The sequence below is a fragment of the Bacillus sp. G402 genome (assembly GCF_051172515.1).
GTDB lineage: Bacteria > Bacillota > Bacilli > Bacillales > Bacillaceae > Bacillus > Bacillus altitudinis.
The window spans coordinates 672,990-699,695 of the sequence record NZ_JBPIZC010000001.1 but is presented as its reverse complement, the minus strand read 5'-3'; the positions used below and the strand labels follow the sequence as shown (position 1 = coordinate 699,695).

At 40.9% G+C, this 26,706-nt stretch carries 23 protein-coding genes and 2 pseudogenes; 2 read left to right on the top strand and 23 right to left on the bottom strand.

Features of this window, described 5'->3' with window-relative positions; all coding sequences use genetic code 11:
• Positions 1 to 70: 70 nt before the first annotated feature.
• The 14 genes from ACSBQP_RS03725 to ACSBQP_RS03660 form a co-directional block, all read right to left on the bottom strand.
• The gene (locus ACSBQP_RS03725) at positions 71 to 1,339 is read right to left on the bottom strand and encodes a glycoside hydrolase family 30 beta sandwich domain-containing protein (RefSeq protein ID WP_080934040.1); all 1,269 of its coding nucleotides are present in this window, start codon (positions 1,337 to 1,339) and stop codon (positions 71 to 73) included.
• Positions 1,340 to 1,379: 40 nt separating this feature from the next.
• Positions 1,380 to 2,924 (bottom strand): glycoside hydrolase family 43 protein, encoded by a 1,545-nt coding sequence (locus ACSBQP_RS03720; protein WP_435028197.1) that lies wholly within the window; start codon positions 2,922 to 2,924, stop codon positions 1,380 to 1,382.
• Between the two features lie 223 nt (positions 2,925 to 3,147).
• On the bottom strand, positions 3,148 to 4,608 hold the full coding sequence (locus ACSBQP_RS03715) for a CoA-acylating methylmalonate-semialdehyde dehydrogenase (protein WP_017359552.1): 1,461 nt from the start codon (positions 4,606 to 4,608) through the stop codon (positions 3,148 to 3,150).
• 366 nt (positions 4,609 to 4,974) lie between these two features.
• Complete coding sequence (locus ACSBQP_RS03710; protein WP_007499268.1) at positions 4,975 to 6,306, bottom strand: alpha-glucosidase/alpha-galactosidase; 1,332 nt, start codon at positions 6,304 to 6,306, stop codon at positions 4,975 to 4,977.
• Positions 6,307 to 6,337: 31 nt separating this feature from the next.
• The gene (locus ACSBQP_RS03705) at positions 6,338 to 7,168 is read right to left on the bottom strand and encodes a carbohydrate ABC transporter permease (RefSeq protein ID WP_025207431.1); all 831 of its coding nucleotides are present in this window, start codon (positions 7,166 to 7,168) and stop codon (positions 6,338 to 6,340) included.
• Positions 7,168 to 8,100 (bottom strand): carbohydrate ABC transporter permease, encoded by a 933-nt coding sequence (locus ACSBQP_RS03700; RefSeq protein ID WP_025207432.1) that lies wholly within the window; start codon positions 8,098 to 8,100, stop codon positions 7,168 to 7,170. Before ACSBQP_RS03700 ends, ACSBQP_RS03705 begins: the two co-directional genes overlap by 1 nt.
• Before the next feature lie 30 nt (positions 8,101 to 8,130).
• Positions 8,131 to 9,387 carry an ABC transporter substrate-binding protein gene (locus ACSBQP_RS03695; RefSeq protein WP_025207433.1) on the bottom strand — a complete coding sequence of 419 codons (1,257 nt, stop codon included), beginning with the start codon at positions 9,385 to 9,387 and terminating at the stop codon, positions 8,131 to 8,133.
• Positions 9,388 to 9,604: 217 nt separating this feature from the next.
• Positions 9,605 to 10,645: a LacI family DNA-binding transcriptional regulator gene (locus tag ACSBQP_RS03690; RefSeq protein WP_041507192.1), complete on the bottom strand. Its 1,041-nt coding sequence runs from the start codon at positions 10,643 to 10,645 to the stop codon at positions 9,605 to 9,607.
• Positions 10,646 to 10,828: 183 nt separating this feature from the next.
• Positions 10,829 to 11,521, bottom strand: a complete 693-nt coding sequence (gene alsE / locus ACSBQP_RS03685; RefSeq protein ID WP_052320583.1) for a D-allulose 6-phosphate 3-epimerase — start codon at positions 11,519 to 11,521, stop codon at positions 10,829 to 10,831.
• Between the two features lie 17 nt (positions 11,522 to 11,538).
• A complete protein-coding gene (locus ACSBQP_RS03680; RefSeq protein ID WP_017359545.1) occupies positions 11,539 to 12,801 on the bottom strand; it encodes a PTS ascorbate transporter subunit IIC in 1,263 nt (420 codons plus the stop codon).
• A gap of 26 nt (positions 12,802 to 12,827) precedes the next feature.
• Positions 12,828 to 13,094, bottom strand: coding sequence for a PTS sugar transporter subunit IIB (locus tag ACSBQP_RS03675; RefSeq protein WP_017359544.1), 267 nt, complete (start codon positions 13,092 to 13,094; stop codon positions 12,828 to 12,830).
• Between the two features lie 15 nt (positions 13,095 to 13,109).
• On the bottom strand, positions 13,110 to 15,182 hold the full coding sequence (locus ACSBQP_RS03670; RefSeq protein ID WP_268748546.1) for a BglG family transcription antiterminator: 2,073 nt from the start codon (positions 15,180 to 15,182) through the stop codon (positions 13,110 to 13,112).
• Positions 15,183 to 15,469: 287 nt separating this feature from the next.
• The gene (locus tag ACSBQP_RS03665; RefSeq protein WP_039963523.1) at positions 15,470 to 15,910 is read right to left on the bottom strand and encodes a hypothetical protein; all 441 of its coding nucleotides are present in this window, start codon (positions 15,908 to 15,910) and stop codon (positions 15,470 to 15,472) included.
• A 200-nt stretch (positions 15,911 to 16,110) separates the two neighbouring features.
• On the bottom strand, positions 16,111 to 16,554 hold the full coding sequence (locus ACSBQP_RS03660) for a GNAT family N-acetyltransferase (RefSeq protein WP_046343687.1): 444 nt from the start codon (positions 16,552 to 16,554) through the stop codon (positions 16,111 to 16,113).
• A 108-nt stretch (positions 16,555 to 16,662) separates the two neighbouring features.
• Between ACSBQP_RS03660 and ACSBQP_RS03655 the strand changes: the two genes are divergently transcribed.
• Complete coding sequence (locus ACSBQP_RS03655) at positions 16,663 to 18,039, top strand: PLP-dependent aminotransferase family protein (protein ID WP_099496539.1); 1,377 nt, start codon at positions 16,663 to 16,665, stop codon at positions 18,037 to 18,039.
• Between the two features lie 184 nt (positions 18,040 to 18,223).
• On the opposite strand, the gene ACSBQP_RS03650 is transcribed toward ACSBQP_RS03655, so the two are convergent.
• The 6 genes and pseudogenes from ACSBQP_RS03650 to ACSBQP_RS03625 all read right to left on the bottom strand — a co-directional run bounded on the left by ACSBQP_RS03650 (position 18,224) and on the right by ACSBQP_RS03625 (position 22,247).
• Positions 18,224 to 18,523: a contact-dependent growth inhibition system immunity protein gene (locus tag ACSBQP_RS03650; protein WP_017359539.1), complete on the bottom strand. Its 300-nt coding sequence runs from the start codon at positions 18,521 to 18,523 to the stop codon at positions 18,224 to 18,226.
• Between the two features lie 113 nt (positions 18,524 to 18,636).
• Entirely contained in the window at positions 18,637 to 19,092 is a 456-nt protein-coding gene (locus tag ACSBQP_RS03645) for a hypothetical protein (protein ID WP_017359538.1), read from the bottom strand.
• A 15-nt stretch (positions 19,093 to 19,107) separates the two neighbouring features.
• Positions 19,108 to 20,706 (bottom strand): T7SS effector LXG polymorphic toxin, encoded by a 1,599-nt coding sequence (locus tag ACSBQP_RS03640; RefSeq protein WP_272878811.1) that lies wholly within the window; start codon positions 20,704 to 20,706, stop codon positions 19,108 to 19,110.
• A 302-nt stretch (positions 20,707 to 21,008) separates the two neighbouring features.
• On the bottom strand, positions 21,009 to 21,482 hold the full coding sequence (locus ACSBQP_RS03635) for a GNAT family N-acetyltransferase (RefSeq protein WP_017359536.1): 474 nt from the start codon (positions 21,480 to 21,482) through the stop codon (positions 21,009 to 21,011).
• Positions 21,483 to 21,600: 118 nt separating this feature from the next.
• Positions 21,601 to 21,741 (bottom strand): annotated as a pseudogene (locus tag ACSBQP_RS03630) (DUF6262 family protein); the annotation flags it as partial.
• A 35-nt stretch (positions 21,742 to 21,776) separates the two neighbouring features.
• Positions 21,777 to 22,247 carry a MarR family winged helix-turn-helix transcriptional regulator gene (locus ACSBQP_RS03625; protein WP_144741006.1) on the bottom strand — a complete coding sequence of 157 codons (471 nt, stop codon included), beginning with the start codon at positions 22,245 to 22,247 and terminating at the stop codon, positions 21,777 to 21,779.
• A gap of 119 nt (positions 22,248 to 22,366) precedes the next feature.
• Between ACSBQP_RS03625 and ACSBQP_RS03620 the strand changes: the two are divergent.
• A pseudogene (locus tag ACSBQP_RS03620) lies at positions 22,367 to 23,897 on the top strand (MDR family MFS transporter).
• Positions 23,898 to 23,938: 41 nt separating this feature from the next.
• Here ACSBQP_RS03620 and ACSBQP_RS03615 read toward each other — a convergent pair.
• From ACSBQP_RS03615 to ACSBQP_RS03605, 3 genes are read right to left on the bottom strand one after another with little or no spacing between them, the layout of a single operon-like run.
• Positions 23,939 to 24,808, bottom strand: coding sequence for a class II fructose-bisphosphate aldolase (locus tag ACSBQP_RS03615; RefSeq protein ID WP_435028196.1), 870 nt, complete (start codon positions 24,806 to 24,808; stop codon positions 23,939 to 23,941).
• 2 nt (positions 24,809 to 24,810) lie between these two features.
• Positions 24,811 to 25,269: a PTS sugar transporter subunit IIA gene (locus ACSBQP_RS03610; protein ID WP_435028195.1), complete on the bottom strand. Its 459-nt coding sequence runs from the start codon at positions 25,267 to 25,269 to the stop codon at positions 24,811 to 24,813.
• A 15-nt stretch (positions 25,270 to 25,284) separates the two neighbouring features.
• Positions 25,285 to 26,700 (bottom strand): PTS fructose transporter subunit IIC, encoded by a 1,416-nt coding sequence (locus tag ACSBQP_RS03605; protein ID WP_035391864.1) that lies wholly within the window; start codon positions 26,698 to 26,700, stop codon positions 25,285 to 25,287.
• Between the last annotated feature and the right edge of the window lie 6 nt (positions 26,701 to 26,706).

Below are 26,706 nucleotides of genomic sequence, written 5' to 3'. Positions count from 1 at the left end.
TTCTATTTACACAGAAAAAAGCCAATTTTCTTTTTGAATGAGAAAATTGGCTTTTCGTGTTTCTCTATCTCTAGCGTTTGACCACAAATGTTGTCACACTTTGAGCCGGAAGATGAGCCCAAAATTGATTGCCCGAAATCGTGATATCTGTACCAGGCTGAAGGTTGCTGCTGCCGCTCGTCACCCATCTAGACGCCTGAGAAACAGAGCCATTTTGCACGACGAAGTGTTGATTGACCCCTGCATTGTTTTTATTAATCGCCACAATGACGACCTGATTGTTTCCTTTATAGGCTGAGACGAAAACATTCGATTCAGGGCTTTTCGTTGCATCAATTCTGACGTACCCTGGACGCACAAATTTGGAGAAATGCGCCATGTTGTATCCACGTTTGCTAATCATTCCATCTTCCTTCATAGGACCGTATGATCTCCTAATGTACCACCACACATACGCCTGAAAGTCCCCTTCCACCATTGAATGGTGAATATGCTCTGATACCCCTAATGCCTCAGGCCAGCGGTCCGCTGAATTGTTATCACTATTCGGGTAGTAGACCTCTGTCATCCATAGCTCTTTTCCCCCTCCTTTTTGTTTGAAAAGAGGATACGGAAGCTGACTGATTTGGGTCCCGTATAGATGAGCGCCGAGAATGTCCATATTTCTAAGCGCCTGCGGATCGTTTAAGATAGGATCTGAGATATTCTTAAGGTATTGAAAGGATTCTGGTGCAATCACACGTGCATTAATGGAGCCGGCATTTTCTCTCATGAAACGCAGGATTTCCTGAGGCGTCCACCATGTCCATTCGTGTGCATAATCGGGCTCGTTTTGAACAGAAATCGCATAAAGATTGACTCCGTTGTTCTTCATGTAAGTGACAAAATCATTCAGATGCTGAGCATATGCTGCGTATTGATTGTATTTAAGCCGCTTGGCAGGTGATCCATTCCGGTTAAATGTTTCAACCATACTGCTTGGAGGATTCCAAGGGGAAGCGATGACTAAAGCGCCATGCTCGATCGCTCGTTTGGCCGTCGCGACTTCTCTGCTCCAATTGTTTCTGTTTTCGTCTACATATATTCTAAGAATGGAAAACCCTAACTGATTTTGTCCATTGCCAAAGGCGGTTTCCCTTTGTGGCGCTGTCAAATCACCAATCCAAGCTGGGTGGTTCATTCCGCCAAAACCACGAATCACTTGTCTTTCTGCGTTGAGGTTAATGTTTGCGTCACTGGCTGCTGATACCTCAGCTGCTCCGGGTCCAATGAACATGACAGACAGCATGGTGAAACACACCAATAAAGCAAGCATTGGTTTTTTTATACATGACATCACATACTCCACTCCTCTATCAACCTTTTGGCAACTTTATTCGTTACCTTTGAGTAAACTGCCAAGAATCAAATTGGAATAGATTTCCCCCGCCTGTTCCAGTAAAGACAAAAAATACGTTGTGCACACCGGATGCGCCGTTAATCGCTGTTTCTATTTCCCGCCAGTTTTGTGTTCCACCGGTGGAAGGGACATTCAGTGTACCGACCAGTCTGCCGTTTGCGCCGCCAAGGCGTACTTCTATTTTCCCGCCTACTGTCGATGCGACATTGGCTTTAAATGTTCTAGCGCCATTTGAACCAAAGTCTACATTCCCTAAAGCCACCCAATCGCCATTTTGAATATTGGTGACATGCTGGTTATTCACTGGTCCTCCTGGTGCTGACGAGGCTTCTGTCAAAATGCGTCCATTCCAAGCGAATGTTTCAGCTTCAACACGTTGATATGGATTCAGATTAGATAGCTGTTTCACCCCTTCATAATTGGCTGCTACTTCTCGAAGGGAGCCATCTGCATTATGCACAAGCTTGTTAATATGTGGAGAGCGATAGCCTTTGCCACTTCCGTATAAGGCAGAGCTAACGGTTTGCGTATGATACACCACATACCACTCATTTTTAAAATTGAACACCGCATGATGGTTGTTACCGCCGCCACCAAAAAAAGCACCCGGATTTTTCAGAAAGTGTCCTTTATACGTGAAGGGTCCCATCGGACTTGAGCTCGTCATATAGCCGATTTCACCAGGTGGTTTATCGGCAGGATGTGAGCCGCCAAAATTGATGCAATAGGAATAGTAATAGGTTCCGTTATACTTATGCATCCCTGAGTCTTCAAACATAAAAGGAGCATCAATGGTGGATGCGCTACTGGCCACACTTGTCATATCAGCACCTAGCTTCAGGACTCTTGCTGTTTTAGGATTTGCCCATTGTCCCTGCGTTGGATTGGAACCGCCTGGAACACCTCCGCCGGCATATAGATAACCAGTACCGTCATCATCTACAAATACGGCCGGATCAAAAAGCCATACAACTCCGGACATGCCAGGTGTACTTGGCGTAACGAGTGGTTTCCCAATCGGATCAGTCCATGGGCCGATCGGGCTGTCTGCTGTAAGGACTCCAATCCCTCCGCCGCTGTTAGCGAAATAAAGGAAAAATTTATCCTTTCCGTTGACCTTCTTTACCGCTGCTGATGGGGCCCATGATGCGCCTGCCCATTTGGCAATGCCTCTGCCGCCATTTGCCCCATTTGCCCCCGCTACTGGAATCGCTCCGTGATCGGTCCAGTTGACCATATCCGCCGAAGAGATGACGAATACTCTATTCAGATTTGCAAATGAATTGTCCTTAATCGTTCCGTTGCTTTGATATTCATAGTCATCACTCGACATATAAAGGTACACTCTTCCGTTATAGGTAAGCGCAAACGGGTCTGCTCCTAAGTGATGATCAATGAGCGGGTTTGCATTTCCTACTTGCTTGGCAATAGGAGTGCTTGCCGCATTCGCTTCATATACCGGCAAACAACTCAGTACCAAAGTGAAAATCAATAAACAAACGCTGCACTTCATCCTCGTCCTCATCGTGTCATTTCCTCCTGTTTTCATCTTCCTGATATTGGGGTTTAGGCCCAATTTCAAATTATGTTGATGTTTCGTGATGAAGAATGAATACAAAGAATGATTTCTCCCTGTGAAACCCTGTAAAGAGTGCGATGAAAACCCTTACTTTTTAACTAGAAGACAACAAAAAAATGCAGTCTCCATTTTGGAGCTGCATTCTTTCTCAATGTTCAATAAATGTACGCTACATATACCGAGCGGTCACCATTTTCTTTCTCGTGTAAAACTCTACTCCGTCTGTTCCATTGGCGTGCAAGTCTCCGTAGAAGGAATCTTTCCAGCCGGAAAATGGGAAGAAAGCCATTGGAGCAGGAACACCAATGTTAATGCCTAACATGCCGGCTTCGATGTTTTCACGAAATTCTCTTATGCTTGAAGCGCTGTCTGTGTATAGGCAGGCACCGTTTGCGAATTTTGATTGATTGGACAGGTCGATTGCTTCTGCGAGTGATGAGACACGGACAATGGATAAGACTGGGGCAAAAATCTCGTCCTGCCAGATTTTCATTTGATTTGTGACATGATCAAAGATCGTTGGTCCGACAAAATACCCTTCTCCATTTGTTTCGTTATCTTGTCTGCCATCACGAATCAGGCTTGCGCCTTCTTCAATTCCTGATTGGATATATTGAAGAGTTCGTTCTTTATGCTCCTTCCGAATGACTGGTCCGAGAAAGACATCTTTATTTATTCCGTTTCCGATGACAAGCTGGTTGGATTCATCGACCAATTGTTGAATCAAGTCGTCTGCCACGTCTTCTTCCACTGCGACAACGGCTGCTGCCATGCAGCGTTCACCTGCTGATCCAAAAGCAGCGCCAATGATTTGTTTTGTGGCTGATTCTAAATCAGCATCTTTCAAGACGATAGAGTGATTTTTTGCACCGGCAAGTGCTTGTACACGTTTACCATGTGATGTCCCTTTTTTATAGACGTATTCTGCGACTGGCTGAGAGCCGACAAACGAAATGGCTTTTACCTTTTCATGTTCAAGTAGACCGTTTACTACATCGTGAGCGCCGTTGACAATGTTGAGCACACCTTTTGGAAGTCCTGCTTCTTCAAATAGTTCTGCTAACCGTGCAGCAAGGATTGGCGTCCGTTCTGAAGGTTTTAAAACAAATGTATTTCCGCAAGCGATGGCAAGCGGGAACATCCAGCATGGGACCATCATCGGAAAGTTAAACGGAGTAATGCCGCCGATGACGCCAATTGGGTAGCGGTACATGCCAGACTCTAGACCAGTCGCAATATCAGGTAGTTGTTTCCCCATCATTAAGGTTGGTGCACCAGCGGCAAATTCCACACATTCAATTCCTCGTTGCACCTCTCCTTTTGCTTCTGTTACACTTTTTCCGTTTTCCAGCGTGACGAGTTCAGCTAACTCATCCCATTTCTCTACGAGTAACTGTTGGTATTTAAATAAAATACGTGCGCGCCGGGGAACAGCTGTTTTAGACCAAGTGGTGAACGCTTCTTGTGCTGCCTGGACTGCATGTTCTACATCCGTTTTTGTAGAAAGCGGTACTTCTGCGATGACTTCGCCAGTAGCTGGATTATAAACAGCTTCCGTTTGGTTCGTTTCGGCGTCCACCCATTGTCCATCAATATAATTTTTCAACGTTTGTACATCTGTTTTGGTCATGTTCCCTCTCTCCTCTTTGTTTGGATTGTGATGCAATCGTGTGTTGATTTATCGTCATTGTCTCATCTAAGGGGTCTTCATCTGTATACACTCTTTGTCAAATGAAACCACAGTTTTGCTTTACGTTCTGATAATACATGTGAAGTCTATACCTTCTAGCTCTTTTGGTTCCGAAGATCTGTCCCCCCTTTTAGGTCGTTTTGTCTGTGTGTCATGATCATGTTAATCAATTGATGATATATTTTTGGTTAACTGTTGGTTAACTTTAAAAAATCATAATATTAAAAACGCTTCCAGTCAATGATCAGTTTGTTGATCTAAAAAAACCTGATGCCAGGTGCATCAGGTTAAGACTGTTTATGTTAGTTATTTAGAAGAAATTGCGTATTGACTTGGCTCTGTATAAGCCGGGAGCATCTCCCCGTGTGCTTCAATTAATTCATTACATAGTTTGATGGTGTCATCAATTGATAATTCAGCACTTGTATGCGGGTCTAATAATGCCGCTTGGTAAATGTGTTCTTTTTTGCCGCTGATTGCAGCTTCAATCGTCATGAGCTGTGAGCTGATATTGGTCCGGTTGAGTCCAGCCAATTGTTCAGGTATCTCTCCGATATAACATGGCATGATACCGCTCCGGTCTGCAACACATGGCACTTCCACACAGGCTTTTTCAGGAAGGTTGTGAATGAGTCCTCCTGTGTTCAGTACATTTCCACCAAATTTAAAGGGAACGTTCGTTTCAATCGCTTCAATGATACGTGAACCATATTCTTTAGAGCGCGTATGCGTGATTTGTGTGTTTCCCACAAGGTCATGTTTCATCGTATTCCAATTGTTGATTTGTTCCTCGCAGCGTCTTGGGTATTCATCGAGCGGAATGTTAAACTGTCCAATCAGTTCTGGATAACGAGATTTGATAAAATACGGATGATATTCTGCATTGTGCTCTGAGGATTCGGTGACATAGTAGCCGAATTTATCCATTAGTTCAAAACGAACCATATCTGGATGCCGTGTTTTTTGTTTTTCTTTTGCTCTTGCTTTGATTTCTGGATACAAGTCTTGACCGTCCCGTTTCACTTCTAACAACCATGCCATGTGGTTAATGCCGGCAATTTTTTCTTCAATGCCTTCATGGTCCATTTCAAGTGATTGAAATAAATCTTTCGTACACACCTGTACGCTATGGCAAAGACCAACCGTTTGAACCCGAGTATAACGCAGCATAGCGCCAGTCAGTGTGGCCATTGGATTCGTGTAATTTAATAATAAGGCGTGTGGACATACCTCTTCCATATCCTTTGCGAAGTCCAGCATCACGGGAATGGTTCGAAGTGAACGGAAAATGCCGCCGATGCCAACCGTATCTGCAATCGTTTGTCTTAATCCATATTTTTTTGGAATCTCAAAATCAATAACAGTGCTTGGCTGATAGCCTCCCACCTGGATGGCATTGATGACATATTTCGCATTCTTTAAGGCTTCTTTCCGGTTGTGATACGACTGAATGGTCACATGTGCACCGTAGTTCTCTTTTAAGTGACGCAGCATCGTTTCTGATTCTTTCAGCCGGTTGTGGTCGATATCATATAACGCAAATTCAAAGCCGGCAAGTGCGGGAACGAACAGACAATCTCCTAATATATTTTTAGCAAACACGGTACTTCCTGCACCGATAAATGTAATTTTAGACATAGACGACACTCCTTTTTACATCAAGGTTGGATTACCCTTTAACAGAGCCTTGAGACAGCCCTGCGATAAAGTATTTTTGCAAAAGTAAAAACATCGTGACCATTGGCAGCATCGCAATAAGAGCAGCGGCGCCAACGAGCTGGAGCTGGTGTTGATTTTGACCAAAGAAATTGGATAAGGCGACTGTAAGTGTATGCATCTCTTTATCTTGCAAGAAGAAGATGGCAAATTGATAGTCGTTCCAAATATACACACAGGCAATGATTAAAACAGAAGCGGTAATCGGCTTCAGCAGCGGAAAAACGACGGTGAAAAAGACTCTGAGTGTTCCCGCGCCATCAATACGAGCGGCTTCTTCAAGCTCCTTTGGTATCGTCGACCGGATAAAACCGGCATATAGAAAAATCGTCAGTGGCAAAAAAGCAGCAACATTGTTTAAAATAGCGATTTGATAAGTATTCATCATGCCAATTTGTACAACCATTTTGTATAAAGGGACAAGGGCTGTGAGCGGCGGTATGACCATAATGGCAATGAATAAGAGATACACCGCTTGATTCAGCTTTGTTCCTCTTCTTGCGAGTGGATAGGCGGCAAGTGATCCAAAGATGATGAGTAGGGCAGCCGAGCTGAACGTAATGATCACTGTATTCAAAAAGGACTGGCCAAGCTGAGCATCTGTCCATGCCATCAGAAAGTTTTCAAAATGAAGCGTTGATGGGAACAACCATTTTGAGCTAAAATCTCCTATCCCCTTTAGAGAGGTCGTGACTAAAATATAAAATGGAATCAGGTGAAGCAATGTAATCGAAAGGGCGAGTAAGGAGTACCATCTTTTCTTTCGTTTATAGGCGTTATCCATCACACCTCGGTCTCCTTTCGTTTGAAATAAATGAGCGCTGCGACACTTACGACAAGGATGATGACAGCCATGAAGACACCTTGCGTCGCTGCATAGCCTGCATCCTGCCGTTTGAAATACAAATCGTACATAAAAGTCGACATCGATTGCGAGGAATCTCCGGGTCCTCCGCCAGTGAGCGCGACAATGACATCAAATAATTTAAGTCCACCGATCACATTGAGCACAACATTGATGGTGATAGATGGCATTAAAAGCGGTAATGTGATGCGCCAAAATTGCTGAAGACCTGAAGCTCCGTCGAGTTGTGCTGCTTCATAATAATCTTTAGGTATGCTTTGGAGTCCTGCTAAATAAATGATCATGGCAATCCCGACGAATTGATACGTATTCACAAACACAATGATCCAAGTGTTTAGCTGCGGATTACCAAGTGCGTTCATTGGATCAAATCCAAAAAAGGTAACAACGTCGTTTAAAGCACCACCTTGGTACGCAAAGACAAAATACCAAATATAGCCCATAGCAATCGGGCTGATCATGACGGGTAGATAGATCACGGTTCTTGTGATGGCTCTCATTTTTAAACTTTGATTTAATAAGAGTGCATATCCAAGACCAATCATATTTTGTAAGATGGTGCTCCCGATGCCGTAAAGAAGGGTATTTTTCACAACAAGCCATGTAGTTGGATCTTGCAGCAATCGTTTGTATTGATCCAGTCCGATCCACTCATACTGTTGTGAGAAACCGTTCCAATTTGTAAAAGAGAGCTGAATCCCGTTAAAAAAGGGATAAATGATAAAAGCACTGACAACGAGAACAGCAGGCAGATACATCCACCAAAGTGAAGAATTTTGGCTATTTTTCATCTTCTGTTTTGGAAAAGAGGTAAATGTCGCCGCCTGTTTTTCTTTTGTGATGTCACTCATTCGCTTCACTCCTGTTTCAGCATGAGCCTGCTATTGTTTTTTCAGACGCTTATATTCCTCTTCCATTTTCTTCGATAGTTGTTCTGGTGTGATGGAGCCTGCTAATAATTCTTGACCGGTCGTTGCCATGACAGCCCACATGCCGCTCGGTAAGTATTTTCGATCAAAATAGGGTTCAATCTTAATATCTTCATATTGCTCGTAAAATGTAGAGTAATAGTTTTTGGCTTTGACTTCTTTTAAAGCCGTTTCAGAGGAAGTGCCCTCTGCGATTTTCTTTGCGTTTTCAGGCTTTGCTAAAAAGTCAATGAATTGTTTTGCTTCTTTTAGATGCTTTGAGTCTTTCCATGCCGCGACAGTAAAGCGTTCCCCGCCAATCCAGCTTTGCTCATCTCCTTCATGAATAGCTGGTACGGGCATGGTGCCTACTTTGATCGATTGATTGAGTTCAGTCGCCTCAGGTCCTAAAGATCCTCCCACAAAGGTGAAAGCGATTTTGTTTTGTGCCATCAGCTCAGGTGCTTGGGATAGTTTCGCAGTGAGTACATCTTTGTTTAAAAGGTCTTGATCTTTCAGCTCCTTCATAAACTGTGCAAGCGGTGTATAGTGAGACCAATCAAATGATCCATTTTCAAGGTCTTTTCCGTATTGATGTTTTTGATCGGTAATGAGTAAAGGCGTTGCCAGCTCATCAAAGACTTGGGCAATATTTGAATTATCGCCTCCTGGGATCCAGAGCGGCACAACGTCTCCTTTACTTTTTTCTTTGACAGTTTGTAAAGCACTTTTCAGTTCATTCAGTGTTTTAGGAACTTTTATGCCATATTCTTTTAGTAGATTGGCATTAAAACTAAGTCCGTCTTTTGCTTGATTCAGCGGATAAGCATAGACTTTGCCATCTTTGTCTTTTAAAATTTGATCGAGTGAAGGATCGAGTTGTTTTACCCAGTCCATCTCCTTTAGATCAGCCACGTATTCGCTATATCGCAGCTTGGCCCAGCCGTGTGTATCAAATAGGTCTGGCATATCGTTTGCCCCCATTTTGACGCGTATCATATCTTCATAGCTGTTGCCAGGGAAGTTGGCATCAATTCGGATGTTTTGATGTTCTTTTTCAAAATCACGGATCACTTCTTCAAATGCCTTTCTCTCCCCGCTGTTACTCATTGTGGAGAATAGAGTCAAGGTCACTTTCCCGTTTGCTTCAGACGCACCGTTATTGCCGCAAGCAGACAAGATCATCGACAAAACTAGAGCTACACACAGCATCAGAATTTTTTTACTCATCGTTTCCTCCTTTTGATTACTGAAAATTCAGACGATTATTGGTAGAATTCATGCAGTTGCGGAAACAAAAGAAGTCCATTATACTGGAATTCTATTCTTTTCAAAGAGATAAGAGAGCAATTGGGTGAACTGCGTTGTTTTCAGCATGATCTGGCCATCATGCTCAGCAGCTCCCTTCCTGCTTTTTTGTCTCTTTTTTGTTTGCTGAAATGCTCGTTCACCCCCTTTCATGAATTGGGCATGTGCTGCCTCTTTGCATGAGCTTTGTTGGCACGACGACTTTTAGGGGAAGCTTTCTTCCCTCTATCCGCTCAAGCAAAAGCTTTAGACCTACTTCCCCCATTTGTTCTGTATATACTTTAACCGTTGTGAGCGGCGGGCTTGAAAAGGAAGCGGCTTCGATATCATTAAACCCCACGATTGAGACATCTTGAGGTACACGAAGACCGGCTTCATGTAGCGCACGCATAGCGCCTATTGCCATAGAATCACTTCCGATAAAAAAGGCTTCTGGAAGATTTCCTTTCTGAATGGCTTTTTGCATAAGTGAGTAGCCTTCTTGCATCGAATATTCGCCTATGTGGATGTCATTCATATGAAGAGTTCCCGCTTCTTGCATTCTTTTGATAAACGTTGTTTGTCTTTCATCCTCAATCACAGCATTTCCTTCAAAATAATGCTCCCTCTCTTTCCCGCCAATATATCCTAGATGTGTATAGCCGAGAGATTGCAGATGACGAATGGCACGATCTGCCGCTCTGACAAAATCCACATGTACACAATCATACAAATCTTCATCCGCATAATGATTGATGAAAACGATATGTTCCATTCGGTTTGTCATCTTTTCAACCGTATCAGGGCTGATTCGTCCAATGACGATCAAACCGTCAATATCCTTTAGTATCGCCCCTTTATCCATGTTTCTTAGGCGAAAGGTATGGAGAGTGGACAGACCTTGTTTGGCATATTCTTTTTCAATTCCTTTTCGAATCGATGAAAAAAAAGGATCATTTAATTCTTCGTCAATGGATTGGGCGACAACGACACCGATGACTGGGGATGCGGGTGGGCTTTTTACTTCTGCTTGATCGGCTTTTCTTGCTCTGACTGGGGTATAGTTTAATTTCTTGGCTATGTCGAGGATGTTTTGTCTTGTTGCGTGTGAAACGGCAAGCGTTTGGTCGCCATTTAACACACGGGATACAGTAGAGACGGATACTTTTGCATCATGAGCAATATCTTTGAGTGTAGTCATAGGCAAACTCCTCATCATTTTTGACTAAATGTTTACTAAAGATATTTGAAGAATAACACATAAATAAAGCGCTTTCAATTATAAATTTGTGCTTTTTTGAAGTTTTTGAGTATGTTTTGATAAGGGGATAGCTCATTTAGTAAAATTGCGTAAAAAAGAGGATGGGTTTCATCCTCTTTTTTACTAAAGTGATTTCATTGTGGCTGTTTCTTTTGCGAACAATTGCTTCATTATTTCCCATGCTTTATCTAATTCTTCGTGAAGTCCAAATAAACCTGAGGTGCCGATGATGTAAATTTCATTTCCTGCCTCAGCAAGCAACCGGAACGTGCTTTCATTACAAGAGCCGTCTACCTCAATTGAAAATGAGTATCCCCGCTTCTCTTTGATTTCTTTCACCTCTTTCATTTTCGGAAGCATTTCTTTGATAAAAGGCTGACCCGCAAACCCTGGGTCAATTGTCATGATCGTCACCCGGTCTATTAAATGAATAAAAGCATCTAATGCTGCAACTGGTGTGGCGGGATTGAGAACAAAGCCGACCTCACACTTTCTTTCTTGGATATGCCGAATGATTCGAAAAACGTCTTTTTGCACCACTTCTGGATGTAAACAAATCATCGTTGCGCCTGCATCAATACATGCATCAATTAAAAATTCCTGAGGCTGTTCGGCCATTAGATGAACATCAATCGGAACGTCTGTCAGTTTCCGAAGTTGTTCAATGAAAAAGGGTGATAAGGTCATATTTTTTACATAATGACCATCCATGACGTCGACATGATAACGGTCTGCCCTTGTGTTCAGAAGCTGAATTTGTTCACGGAAGTGTGTTAAATCCATGCACATCAATGAAGGTGAGAAAATAGCTGTCATCCTGAAATGCCTCCTTTTTAAAGATGAAATAAAAATTTGATCAATCCAATCAAGATTCCGATGATACCGAAGTCTGTATCTCCAAATGTTGTCCCTTCAAAGCCAAGAGTGCCTAACACAGGAAGTAAACAAGCTGGCAAAAATGAAAGGAGTATTCCATTCACAAAGGAACCGGCGACTGCACCTCTCACTCCCCCCGTTGCATTGCCATATACGCCCGCTGTCGCACCGCAGAAAAAGTGCGGCACAAGTCCAGGAACAATGACAGTTAAACCAAACAAAGGAAGAAGGAAAATAGACACGATGCCTCCTGCAAAACTGCATAAAAAACCGATGATCACTGCATTTGGAGCAAATGGGAAAACAGTTGGCGCATCAAGTGCCGGCTTTGCCCCTTTAACGAAACGATCGGCAATCCCTTTGAAAGCAGGCACAATTTCCCCGATGGCCATCCGTACACCTGCTAAAATAATGTACACCCCAGCAGCAAAGGTAATGGCCTGAATGAGAATGAAGACAGCAAAGTTCGTACCACCACTAATGTTTTCTATGAATGAAATTCCCGCAAACGGTGCAATCGCAAAGAAAAGCAAAGCCATCGTAATGGAGATGGCCACCGATGTATCTCTTAGAAAACCGAGTGATTTAGGCACTTGAATGGTTTCCGTTGATTTCTCTGGGCGCCCGACCCATTTGCCGATCATTCCCGCTGTAAAATAGCCGAACGTACTGAAATGACCGAGCGCCAGATCATCACTTCCAGTGACTTTCCTTGTAAACGGCTGAAGGATTGCGGGAGCAATGACCATCGCTGCACCTAATACGATTGAACCAATGGTGATCAGCAGCGTTCCCTGCATGCCGGCTGTTGACAGAACGACTGCAAGCATAGCCGCCATATATAGCGTATGATGACCAGTTAAAAAGACGTATTTAAAGGGTGTGAATTTTGCCAAAAGCAAATTAACCACCATACCAAAAATCATAATGAGCGCTGTCTGTGTACCGAATTCCTTTTGGGCAATGGCCGCCATGGCATCTGTATTTGGGACAACCCCTTGAATGTGAAAGGCTGCTTCAAACATCTTCCTGAAAACCCCAAGTGAATCAGATACGACTGTGGCGCCCGCTCCTAATATTAAAAAACCCATTGTTGTCTTTAAGGTGCCTGATACAGTATCGGCAGCTGACTTTTTCTGCAAAAGTAAACCAGCCAGTGCAAACAAACCGATGAGAATTGCGGGTGTGCCCAATATATCGTTCATGATCAGTTCTATCATGATGTGAATCCCCCTTTTTCTGTCGATTATATGTGTTTACGAAGGACGTCTTTAATGGCTTCCTGGTCTAACAAGTTATTTAATCCAGCGACCTTTCTTGTGCCGTCATCCAGCTGATCGATAATGTCTGTTGCGCCGATATAGAGGTCTGCTTGTTCATTTTTGCTTGTACTGAGATCGGTGTGATCCACTTCCGCTAAAAGTCCTAATTCTTCTAATGCTTTTTTGACATTCATTTCAACAATAAAGCTGCTTCCTAAACCGTTTCCGCATACAACTAGAATTTTTTTCATTCTCTTTTTCCTCCTTTATACTTGTGAAAATCGATTGATTAATTGTTGAATGGCTGCTAATTCCTCTGCTTCAATCAATTGTCTCACCCGTTTTTCTTCACTTAACAGCATCGTCAGCTGTTTGAGTGCTTTCAGGTGGGTCATACTGTCAATGGCAGCTAATACAATGATGAGCCGAACTTGCTTTTTTCCATCCTTTGAAAAGGAAACGGGCTGATGACATGACATAAGTGACATGCTTAATTTGTTCACGCCATCTTCTGGTCTGGCATGCGGAATCGCCACTTGTGGCGCAATCACAATATAAGGGCCATTTTGATGAACAGACTGGATCATCGCTTTCACATAACTTTCCTGAATCGCTTGTTGATCAAGCAAAGGCTGCGCTGCTTTTGTAATGGCCTCCTGCCATGTGTCTGCTGTTTGCTGGAGCTGAATGGTTTCTTCTGTTAATAAATCGTTTAACACTGGTTTCCACCCTTTCTGGTGTGATACATATGTCGGATGAAGCAGCTCCTTCAGGTCATGAAGCAATGCTTTTTCATTTTGAACGATGGTATGCTGCTGAATGATATTGAATAAAGCATTCACATGGTGCTCATCAAGCTTAGGTTCTGAGCCTTCTCCATATTGAAGCAATGTTTTTTTCTCATAGGCAGTGAGAATCGGGTGAACGAGATGAACAGGTTTTCCTTTAAACGAAATAGGTGTCGTTGACACAACAAAGTCGGCATCAATGGATGTTAATTCTTCATATGAACGTTTTGATAACAGTCCGCGTATGTCGATGTAGCCGATTAATTCAAGAAGCTGCGTTTTCAGCATGTGACTGGTGCCAATTCCTTCTCCGCAGACAATGTAAACAGAACGTTTCGCAATCGACGAAATCCCTTCTCTTCTCATCCAGCCGCCAAAATGCATCGCCACATAGGCAATTTCATGATCGCTCATCTTTGAACAGGCCGCCTTCTCTAAATGGCAAGCAACCTTTTGCGTGATGTCAAACACCTCTGGCTGTGCATGTTTCATGGAATCTGTTAATTCATTGATGATCTCAATGTGATAGATGAGCCTATAATAGGCCGGAATTAAATGCATGGTTAAGTTTTGTTCCAAGACTTCTACTTCCTGGAAGGAAATACACGCATAACGCTGAAAGTCAATGATCATTTGTCTCGCAATGGTTCGTATGAGATGTTCTTCTGGTTTTTGACTTGTTGGAAGTTTTTGTTTTTTGGCACTGAGCCATAGCGTACTAAGAAAATAGATTTCCTCATCATGAACCAAAAGACTGGTTTCTTTTTGAATTTGCACCATGAAACGAATAGCAGCCAAGCATTCATCTGTTTTCTGCAATGTCCGTTTTTCTTCTGTTGAAATGTGTACAGCACGTCCTAGCTTCATCCGTTTAAAGTAGAAAAAGAGATCCATAGACAGCTGATCCAGCATGTCATCTGCAAACTCAAGCTTCAGATCTTGTTCGGATTGTTGAAGGAGATCATGTATTCTCTTATATGAGATAGGACCCTTTAACCAAACCGATGGAAACGTTTTTTCATTTTTTATCATGTTGCGAATGAAATGAATATAAGGTTTCAGCGCCAACCGAATTATTCTTTCTTCTCCTGAAATTAAATAGCCACTGGCCGCCTGATAATGAAGTGTAAGTTGCTGTTTTGAAAGTGCTTCTTTTAGTTGTTTCATATCTTCAAGCAGTGTATTGCGGCTTACCTTCGTCATCTCTATAAAATCATCAATTTTTAGATGCTTCTCACTGCATGCAATGGATAGGAGCAAGATGGCACGTCTTTCTTTTACACATGGTTCATAGTCATGACCGACAAGAACAGTGTCAGCTTTTTCGATAATGACTTCTCTCTCGTGTGGATGTAAATAGTAGCCTCGTTGATCTTTTCGCTGGACGCCACTAAGCTGATGGGTTTCCAGCCAGCTATTCATTCGTTTGATTTCAGCGTAGACCGTTCGAGTAGAGACATTCAGTCGATTCTGTAAATCTTCAATTGATAAATAAGTGGTCGTGTGAAGCAGCATCGATAATAAAGTCGTGCCCCTTTTGGTTAAGTGCAGTTGGAATCCCTCCCCTCTTCCCTTTGGTTATAAGTCTAATCAACTCGCATGCGTCAAAGAAGTCCAAATGTTTTCAGTAAATGTTGTGCAGGTTTTTGGGTGTTCTTTGTTATAAGAAAAAGCACACTCGTTTGAGTGTGCTTTGAGACTTGTATACAAAGAGCTCTTTGTCTTCTTTTACGTGTTTGAGGACGAATAAACGCAAAAAACCTAGAATGGTATAAAGCCAGTAAAGGTTTTTTCACTTCTTATTCATTTTTTATTTTTCCTATATGTGACGCTTAAACTTATTTTTTGTTTAAACTAAATCCGAAATCCAAATCGTTTTCAAATGAAATACAAATACTCCAATCACCTTCTAATGATATAAAGTAGTGGTGCTGTGGGATATCTAAAAAATAGACTAGTAACTCTTCTAGATGTTTTAATTCAAACTGGTACCCAAACTCTGTAAGGTTATCCCCTATGTAAATTACTTGTAAGTTATTATCTAAATATTTTTCTTTTAATTCAGTTATAAAGAGAAGAGCATCAGAAAGTAACGATTCATGATTTGAGCTCTTACTATAATGTTTATTGGTTTGTAACCAATCTATTTTTGAACCAGCAAAATCAAATTCTTGTTCTATTAAATCTAAATAAATTTTTGGTTTTTTATGTACTTTGACATATTTAAGAAGGTCTTTTAATTCCAAATCCTTTATTAGATCTTCATCATAAGAATTCAATAAAATTACCCCCCCTTTGTGTTTTTTTAAGTCTTTCTTGTCAAAATCCATAGGAATCGCTGTTTTGTCATTTTGTTGCAATCAATTCAGTGTACAATGCCATTGTAGCTTGCTGATCCGTCTCTGACAAAGCATCTTCATCTTTTTTTGACCGAGTTATATTAAATTTTCTGCCATACCAAAAATTCATTCTTCTGTGTTCAATCCCAATAATAAATATAGTGCTGAGTTGAAGAATCGCTTGTCATCCCCATTTTTTCATACAATTGTTGTGCTTTTATATTAGAAGTCGCTGTTTCTAAACAGATAAATCGGGCTCCTTTATCGTTTGCAAATGAAAATGCTTTTTTCATCAATTGCTTACCTACCCCCTTTTGACGAAAATCGTTTATAACAAACAAATCATTTAAAATGAACGCATCTTTCATCGCAACAGATGAAAATGTGGGATACAGTTGTACAAATCCTACATATTGTTCACCTTGCTTTGCAACAAACAAAATAGACTCTTGTTTACGGTATCGTTCCACTAGAAAATGATAAGCACCTTCTATATTAGAAGTCTGTTTATAAAATTGGCGATATTGATCAAATAGAACCGAAACTTGTTTTAAATCATTTTCATTAGCTCTTACTATATCCACTCTTCTATCCCCTTTTCATATCAATTAGTAGTATAATAATTGATATTCTGACATGTAAAAATGTACAGATTTATACTTTATTAAATGTCAGAAGGGAGGAATGAAGAAATGAAACATTATATTTTCCCTTTCAGTGCCAATCAACCAAAATATAAACAAATTTATGAGCAATTTAAAAAATTAATCGAGGAGGGAAAGTTAAAAACAGGAGAAAATCTTCCTTCCATTCGTTCACTAGCCAATGACCTAGGTGTTAGTCGCCACACTACACTACAAGCATATGATCAATTATTAGCTGAAGGATATATTCAAGCCAATGAGCGTAAAAGCTATAGTGTCAATGAATTTGAACCGATATTTCTTCAAACCTCTATTCCAGAAGTACCTAGAAATGAACCAATACAATTGATCGATTTCATTGATTTCAAAGCAAGTACTGTTGATGAGGAACAATTCCCTTTAAAAGTTTGGCGGCAAATCTCCAACAAAGTGCTGCAGCAATCCATTAGCTTTCAATACGGAGATCCTTTTGGAGAACCGGGGTTTAAACAAGAACTGGCTGATTATTTATTTCAAGCCAGAGGTATGATCATTAACCTCAAAAATATTATCGTTGGAAGTAATACACAGCAACTACTGTTGTATTTGGGATTTCTATTAAAAGAACGTTTTTCTAGTATGATTGTTGAAAACCCTGGTTATAGCGGTGTACGTGAGGTCTGTCATTTACATGGATTTGAGATTGAAAGTATTCCTGCATCAAAACAAGGTGTATTATTGGACTCACTCGTAAATAAAAGCGGGAAATTATTGTACATAACACCTTCACATCAATATCCTACTGGTACTGCACTATCGATTCAACAGAGAATTGAATTGATTCAATGGGTACGATCAAATAACGGTTTCTTATTAGAGGACGATTACGATGGAGAATTTCGATATGGACAAAAACCATTTCCTGCTTTAGCCTCTTTAGATGCTGCACATGTCATTTATTTTGGTACGTTTTCAAAAGCATTTCTACCAGCTATACGATTAGCATATATGGTGTTACCTGATTCATTAATCAATATCTATATGAGCAAATTTGAACATTTCGAACATAATGCTTCGTTATTGCACCAACTGACCATGACTGAATTTATGAAAAGTGGTGAATGGACAAAACATATTAAGCGTATGCGCAATACTTATAAAAGGAAAATGAATTTATTGGTACAACAAGTTCAACATTTATTTGGAAAACAAATTGAGATCATTGGTGACAATGCAGGGTTATATATCATGTTACGTATACACACTCCCTATTCCGAAAAAGAATTAATTGAAAAAGCTCTTCAACAGCATGTTAAAGTTTATCCAACAAGTCATTTATTTATCGAAAATCCACCTGTACAACCGCACATACTGCTCGGTTTCGCAAACCTTTCTCTTGAACAAATCGAAAGAGGTATTTGTTTATTAAAAGAAGCATGGGAATAAGATTGGTGGTTCATGAACGATTTTGTTTGAAACTTAGAGCGTGAATTTCATAATTGAATGTTGTGAATCGACTCTTTATCAAAATACCACTTCAACTTTCTATTTTTATCTCCACTTTTTTCGGTATGAAGTTCAATCAACACAAAAAACCTTGAAAGGTATTAGCCAATCAAGGTTCATTTTGTTACTGCATTTTCACTGCTTTTTTCATTTCCTCTATTATTTGATTAAACCACTGTATAGGGTTTAATGAGATCGCCGGAAAGTATATTTCTGCATTATTTTCAATAAAGCTTTCTTTTTTTTGTATTGTTAGAGTACTATTCAAAAAACCCTGACAATCCTTTATAGTAGACAGCAGACATTCTTTGCTAGCTTCATGGATAAACTCATCTAACGCTTCCTCTGGTGAATCAATATCCTGATGAAATGTCCCACCTAAAAAATCTTCTAACTTCTTTAAATAACTAGAGCTCTCATTCATTGAATCACCTATTATCATTAAAATTATCAGTTTAAATAGTCGAGTTTAAAAACCTTCATCTCATAGAAAACAGGTTGTGGTTCTGCTCTTTGATCAATTAATCTTGCTTACAATTAAATTGCGCAGTTTCCAATATGAAGTTCAAAGTGTTTTTCTTCTGAAAATATTTGAGCAATTTTACCTGTTATTTTATCTGCTACAATGATGCTATGATTCTCTGAAAATAGCCAAATTTCTTCAATTGCCTTATCGAAATCTAAAGCTTTTACATTTGCCCAAACAGGAAAAGGGTCATTTTCAATTAAAATAAACCATTCTTTTTTCTCTTTGAGAAAATCTAATGAATTTTTTAACCAAGTCATAATCGAGTCTTTGTCTGTATTTGTTAATATTTCGGAAGGTGTTGAATCTATTTGACGAAATTGTTTTAATACTGTTTCACATAATTTTAGCCATTGAGAAGTATCATCTTCAAAATCAATTACCTCAATATATGCTAAATGTTGTATTTTCTTTTTAGCATTCATCAAAGCAATTTTTTTCTGTATTTTTTCATTTTTATATGCCATATTTTTCATACCTCGTTATTCATTGTAATAGATATGGTGATCACCATTTGGTCCATATATATTTGAATATCTTTCTTTTTTAAAATCATAATTAAATGGATCTGCACCCTCTTTTGGTTTCCCTGCGTGAGTGTGTAATTTTCCATCATTAGTATGTTGCACTATAACTCTTTTTCCTTTTGGGGTATCAAATTCATAGTACCGGCCATGGTGAGTATGGTTAGAACTGTACTCATAATTACGATATTCTTGCCCTTTCTTAAAAACATTATCTCCTACTTGCCATTGACGAGTAGGCTGTTGAGACCTAGGTATCCCCCCTAAATCCTTAGCGTGTCGCAAAGCCCTTTTTCGATTAAATCCTTCTGGACTTTGAGAACTTAAACCTATCTTCCCATGAAACCCTTTTGCCCCAAACGGCAAAAGCATCCCCAGCGCCGCATTCATACTCGCTTCCTGTTGTTCTTTCGAGATCTTATTTCCAAACATATCTCGACCCGTAATCGCTTCGCTGAAGCCGTTTGTTGCGGTGAGGCCATATAAGCCTTTTTGAGACGTTTTCAGGGCGTCAAAAGACTTCTGTGATGTCTTGTAAATGTCGACCGCTCTGACTGCGGCGGACGTGGCTTGAGTCGTTTTATAAACGGCTTTACCGCCTTTGAAAATACGTCCTGCCCATCCGACGATCGGGATGTAGCCTGCTGCTGCCATGCCGCCTGCGGCGACTCGCTGTCCTGCGGTGAGTTCTTCACCTGTGATCGGATCGACACCTGTTGCGGCACGTTTTGCATCGTTCACGCCTGTCAGCTCATTAACGATATTCCCACCGTAATCAAGGGCTTTTTCATACCACGGACGGTTGGCGAGCGCTTCCTGTTCCTTTGCGATCTCGCGAGCTTCTTCTTGATCTTTTTTGATTTTTAGATATTCAGAAGTTTGCTTCTCAATATCGCTTTTTGCCTTGTAGATTTCGCTCTTTTGATACGCTTTCTTGTCAAAATTCATAGGCGAAATGGATTTTCCGTCATTTGTGGCATTGATCATTTCTGCGTACAATGCCATTGTAGCTTGCTGCTCCGTCTCTGACAAAGCATATTCATCTTTTAAATTTTGATCAAGCTCTCTTAGTTCTTTGACCGTCTTTTTTCGTTCATCTTCCGCATCTTCTATTTTTTCATCAAAGGTTTGGCTATCAAATACCTCTAGGGAAATGAGGTCATCAATATCTTGAAAAATCGTTTTGAGTGCCTGTTTTTGATCTTTCACAATGCTTTTTGCATTCTTGATGCCCATATGTACTGCATTGTCTAAAAAGTGTTCCTCTATAAAGGTATCGCCGCCAAAGCTCGTATCATCCAGTGTCCCAGAAACACCTTCATGAAAGGCTTTTTGCTTATCAATAAAGCTAATAAACATGTCTACATTTCCAGCGAGTTCTTTATAGAAGCTTTTAATGTTATCGGCACCTTTTCCAGTGAAATCATCACCGAGGTTGGCAACACCTTGTAATGCCTTTTTTAAATCTACCATTTGTTCGCGGAGTTCCTGATAGTGTTTTGACCTTGTATCCATGGCACTGGTTAGTGCTTTTGCATCAAGTATCTTCCCCAGCAGAATTCACTCCTTCCTATTCATTGACAAGGTCAATTTTACCAACACAAGGAATGTCATGAAATAGGAATAAAGATACAAAAACAGCTTCTATTTAATCAGAGAAAGGTGCGTTTCTTCAAAAAACGGACACCAATCAAGGCATTTTAAGTGCTCAATGATCAGCGTCCGCAGGTTCTTCTTTCTGGACAACATATTCGGTTCATTTTTCTTGTCTATTAAAGGGTATAACATATTTTATATAACGAATATGTTATACCCTTTCTTCTTAAACTAACGCACCTGTTAGCATAACAAAAAAATGATTATTTTATTTTTTTTAGCATTTTAAAATTAGCCAACTTAACCCCCTTTTTTTCCACAGTTTGTGAACAAACAATTTTGTAACCTAGATGTTCAAAAAATGGCTTAGCTGTGATACTTGCTTCGGTATCAATTTCTAAAAGCTTTAGTTTCTTTGCCTCAGATTCGAGCATATCAACTAAAGCTGTGGCTATACCTTGTCCTTGATAATCTTTATGAACGAATAGTCTATCTAAGTACCCGGTATGCGTTAAATCGCTAAAACCAACAACTTTACCATTCACTTTAGCAACAAATGTTATATTTTGACTCAATGATTCCTTCCAAGAATTCATTTTAGATTCTTTTTCATCTCTTGGTGCCCAAGCATCCAATTGTACTTGGGAATAATCTTTTGAATTTACGGAATGAACTGTTTCATAAAACAATGAAATAATCTCTTTTGTATCAGTTTCCTTAAACTTTATAATCTCCACTTTCTGTTATACCTCCCCTTTTTAGGATAAGCATCCTAATATACTTATCATTATTTCATCAACTTCTTCTTGCGCTATACTGCTCCGTTAGTTGAAGGAGGGTGAACGTTGTTCTCTCTTATAAATTTTTATAGACATCTGCATATGCTACTTTCAGTTGCTCTCTTAATTGCCTATTTTCCTCTTCCAACTTTTTGTTTTTTCTTTTTAGAGATGCAATGAGAGCATCTTTGTTGTTTTCGTTCATTTCTCGCTTTACTTATTTCGGTATAGTTAACGCATCAGTGTGCTTTCTTACGATTTAGACTTAAGCAATTGCAGCTCTTGATCCATTATTTCAGCTGCTTCTGAAATGAATTGAATGATTAAATCCAATTCTTCTGGCTTGTATTCATTTGTGAGTTTTTTGGTGGATGCCGATAAAGATAGAAAGAGTTGTTTCACCTGTGATTTCCCAGCCGTTAATGGAACAATGATGACTCTTCGCTTGTCTTTTGGGTCCTTCTCCCTTTTGACGTAGCCTGCTTTTTCTAACCGGTCAATGAGAGCGGTGACCGCACCTGAGCTAAGACCGGTTTTTTCACTTAATTCACCTGCTGTGAGTGGTCCAAGTTCGTTTAACAAATCTGCTGATTTGAGATCTGTTGGGAAAAGGCCGAGCGATTGAGCGGCTGCTTGGTGAAATAGGACTGTTCGTGTAGCAAGGCGTCTCATCGTATGAATGATCTGGTCCGCTCGATCTTCTGCCTCGTTCTTTGTTGACAACTTGTTCTCCTCCCTTTAAAATCAATTTATCTTGATCATCAAGATAAATGTTCTCTTACTTTATAATTAACTTGATCATAGCAAAAAAGTGAAGAGAACGTAAGCAGGAGGTAAATGAAATGAATAACGTGGATCATAAAGGCAAGGCATCCACTCGCTTTGTTGTCATCGGTTTGCTGTTAGGGATTTTTATGGCAGCGATGGACAACACCATTGTCGCAACAGCAATGGGAAGCATCGTCGCCGATTTGGGCAGTTTTGATAAATTTGCTTGGGTGACTGCTTCTTACATGGTGGCAGTGATGGCCGGTATGCCGATTTATGGAAAGCTTTCAGATATGTATGGTCGAAAGCGTTTTTTTCTGTTTGGACTTATTTTCTTTTTAATTGGATCTGCGCTGTGTGGCATCGCACAAACAATGGATCAGCTCATTATTTACCGTGCGATTCAAGGACTTGGAGGCGGTGCTCTTCTTCCGATCGCTTTCACGATTATCTTTGATATCTTCCCGCCAGAAAAGCGCGGGAAAATGTCCGGTATGTTTGGTGCAGTTTTTGGTCTATCCAGTGTATTAGGACCGCTGTTAGGAGCAATTATTACGGATTCGATCGGCTGGCATTGGGTGTTTTATATTAACGTACCAATTGGTATTGTCAGTGTGTTCTTGATCGCCAAATTTTATCAAGAATCGCTCGAGCATCGCAAGCAGAAAATTGACTGGTCAGGTGCCATTACACTTGTTGTTGCGGTTGTCAGTTTAATGTTCGCCCTTGAGCTTGGCGGCAAATCGTATGCATGGGATTCTGTTCAAATCTTGACACTATTTTCTGTGTTTGTAGTCTTCGGCACCATCTTCTTCATTGTTGAACGAAAGGCAGAAGAACCGATTATTTCATTTTGGATGTTTAAAAATCGTTTGTTTGCGACATCTCAAATTTTGGCGTTTTTATATGGCGGGACGTTTATTATTCTAGCTGTCTTTATTCCTATCTTCGTCCAGGCGGTGTACGGTGAATCTGCAACAAGTGCCGGGTTCATTTTAACACCGATGATGATTGGGTCTGTGATTGGCAGTATGATTGGTGGAACGATGCAGACGAAAGTACCTTTTAGACGATTAATGACCATCTCTGTGATTTCATTTTTTGCTGGGATGCTGCTGCTTGCCAATATGTCGCCTGATACAGCAAGATTGTGGCTTACGCTCTTTATGATGATTTCAGGTTTTGGCGTTGGATTTAGCTTCTCCCTTCTACCATCTGCTTCAATGAATGATCTCTCTCCGCGCTACCGCGGCAGTGCTAATTCTACCAATTCATTCATGAGATCACTTGGGATGACTTTAGGCGTGACGATTTTTGGAACGATTCAAACCAATGTCCTGACAAATCGTTTAGCAGATGCTTTTAGCGGAATGAAAGGAGCTTCTTCTCAAGTTGGTGACCCACAAGCCATTTTCCAAGAGGGGGCACGCTCACAAATTCCGCCTGATATTTTAAATAAAGTGATTGATGCGATGTCACAAAGTATTACGTATGTATTTATGATTGCTTTATTCCCGATTGCACTTGCGGCGATTACGGTCGTATTTATGGGAAATGCACGAGTACGTACATCAAATGAAATGAAAGAAAGCGAATAGCGAATAATGTAAAAAAAGCAGAGCGATGCGGCTCTGCTTTTTTTCATCTTATTGATATAAAAGTTGGGCTTTTCCTTCACTGCCAACGATCTTTATTTTAGATGTGACCATGTCTTTGGCTGCTTGTTTTGCTTTTTGTAAATACATACGCGGATCTAAGCTTTCAGGTTCGTTTGAGAAATGATCACGAATCGCTTCAGAGTATGCATTTTTCAGTTCAGTGGACACATTGACCTTTGCCATACCGAGTGCGACACATCTTTTGACATCCTCATCTGGTACAGCTGAACCACCATGAAGGACAAGTGGCACTTCGACAAGCGCTGCAATTTGTTCAATGCGGTCAAAGTCGATATCCGGCACCCCTTTATAGATGCCGTGGGCCGTGCCGATCGCAGGTGCTAAAGTAGGTACACCAGTTTCTTCTACAAATTGACGGCATTCTGATGGAATGGCTTTTTCAGCATCTTTTTCATCCACGACAATATCATCTTCTACCCCGCCTACCTTGCCTAACTCGGCTTCTACATTCACACCTACTTTTAAGGCAAGGTCCACCACTTCTTTTGTGCGGCGTACATTTTCTTCATATGAATGCATGGAAGCATCGATCATCACGGATGTATATCCTACTCGTATACAAGTAAGAATCACATCAAAATCAGTGCAATGATCGAGATGAAGGCCGATTGGGATTTGGTATTGATCAGCTGCCGCCTTTACTGTATCTGCAATGGCTTTTGCGCCAAGCGATTGGACCGTGCCAACCGTTGTTTGCAAAATGACAGGTGATTTTAATTCAGCTGCCGTTTCAAGTACCCAGTAAATACTATCAAAGGAATGTACATTGAATGCGACAATTCCGTATTTTTCTTTTTTTGCTGCTTCAAGCATAGGTGTTGTGGAAAGTAAAGGCATGGTCAAACATCCTCTCTTGTCAAAATCTCTGTTTTTAATAAAGTGAGCATTTCTTCATTTGTTCTTGTTTCGAGCAGTTTTTGCCGTTTCGTTTCATCCATTAATCCGCGTGAAAGAGCAGAAAGTGCTTGTAAATGAGTGGTTCCTGCTTCACTTTTTGGGATGAGTAAGGATAAGAAGAAAAAGCAAGGCTTCCCATCAAAAGCGTCCCATTCGATTCCGGTTTCTGTACGGACGATGACGAGTGCCGGTTTTGTGATGGCGTCTGACTGTGTATGCGGAATGGCAAATCCATCTTGAAAGCCGGTTGTACTCAGAGCTTCTCTTTCAGCTAGTCCTTTTTTGACTGCCTCAGGAGATGTAGAAATCCCTGCTTCAGAGGCAATGTCAGCTATGGCTGCGAAAACGCCAGCCTGTGAAGAAGCTGTTTCATGTAGATTCATATAAATATGTTCCATCATTTCTCTTCCTCCCTATTAAACTGCGGGTTTGTCTATTTTCTTGCGGTAAAGTCCGTATAGAATCGCACCTACAAGTGAGCCGATGAGTATGGAAAGCACCCACTGAAATGCGCCTGTGACGACTGGAAGGACAAGGAATCCACCATGCGGAGCAGGAACCTGTACGCCAAAGAGATACGTCAATATAGCAGAGATGGCGGAACCAAACATGATAATTGGCAGGACAACGACTGGGTTTTTGGCCGCAAATGGAATGGCTCCTTCGGTAATATGAGTCGCTCCGAGAATATAGTTGATCATCCCAGCATTTCGTTCTTGTGGTGTAAAATGTTTTCGGAAAATCGTTGTGGCAATCGCAATGATAAGCGGTGGTGTGATACATGCTGCTGACACCCCTGCCATGAAGTAAAGGTTACCTTCTGCGAGTAAAGCCGTTCCTGTGACATAGGCTGCTTTGTTAAAAGGTCCTCCCATATCAAATCCACACATGGCTCCAACAATTAAACCTAAAAGCAATGGATTTGTGGATTGAACTGATGAGAGAAAATCCATTAATGAATGATTTAGCCCTGTGATTGGAACTAATAGCGGGGTCATGACAGCCCCAATTAAGAAAATACCGATAACAGGATAGAGGAAAATTGATTTTAATCCGTCAAGTGATGCTGGTAATTTTTGAAGCAGGAATTGAAGAAGTACGATGATATACCCTGCTGCAAAACCTGCGATAATACCACCTAAGAATCCAGCGCCTCCATCGTTTGCAAGCAAGCCACCGATAAATCCGACAACCATCCCTGGGCGTTTGGCGATTGAATCAGCGATAAATGCTGCTAAAATAGGCACCATTAAGCTAAAGCCGAGTCCGCCAATGTTTTTCAAGTAGGCAGCGAACGGATGATACGTTTCATGCTGAGGGTCAGCTGAGTAAATACCGAATAGAAAAGATAAAGCGATTAAGACACCGCCCCCAACAACAAATGGAAGCATGTGTGATACACCGTTCATTAAATGTTTGTAGATGGTGTGTATCCACTTATTCGCTGACTTTTGTTGAGCTGATGAAGGCGCAGATGGTTTTTCTGTTCCAGAAGCTCTTCCTTTCACTTGATGAACGGGAGCTTCTCCATTGATAATGCCTTGAATCAGTTCGTTTGGTGTGCGAATACCCTTTGCTACAGGTACTTCAATGAGTGGTTTGCCGTGAAAACGATCTGTATTCACATCTTTGTCAGCAGCGACAATGACACCATCGGCCTCCAAAATGTCTTGATCCGTTAAAGCGTTTTCAATTCCTACTTGACCATGCGTTTCAACTTTGATGTCGACCCCTAATTGCTCAGCTGCGATTTTTAATGCCTCAGCTGCCATAAATGTGTGCGCAATGCCTGTTGGACAGCCAGTGGCAGCGACAATTTTCTTGCGGCTCATGTGAAC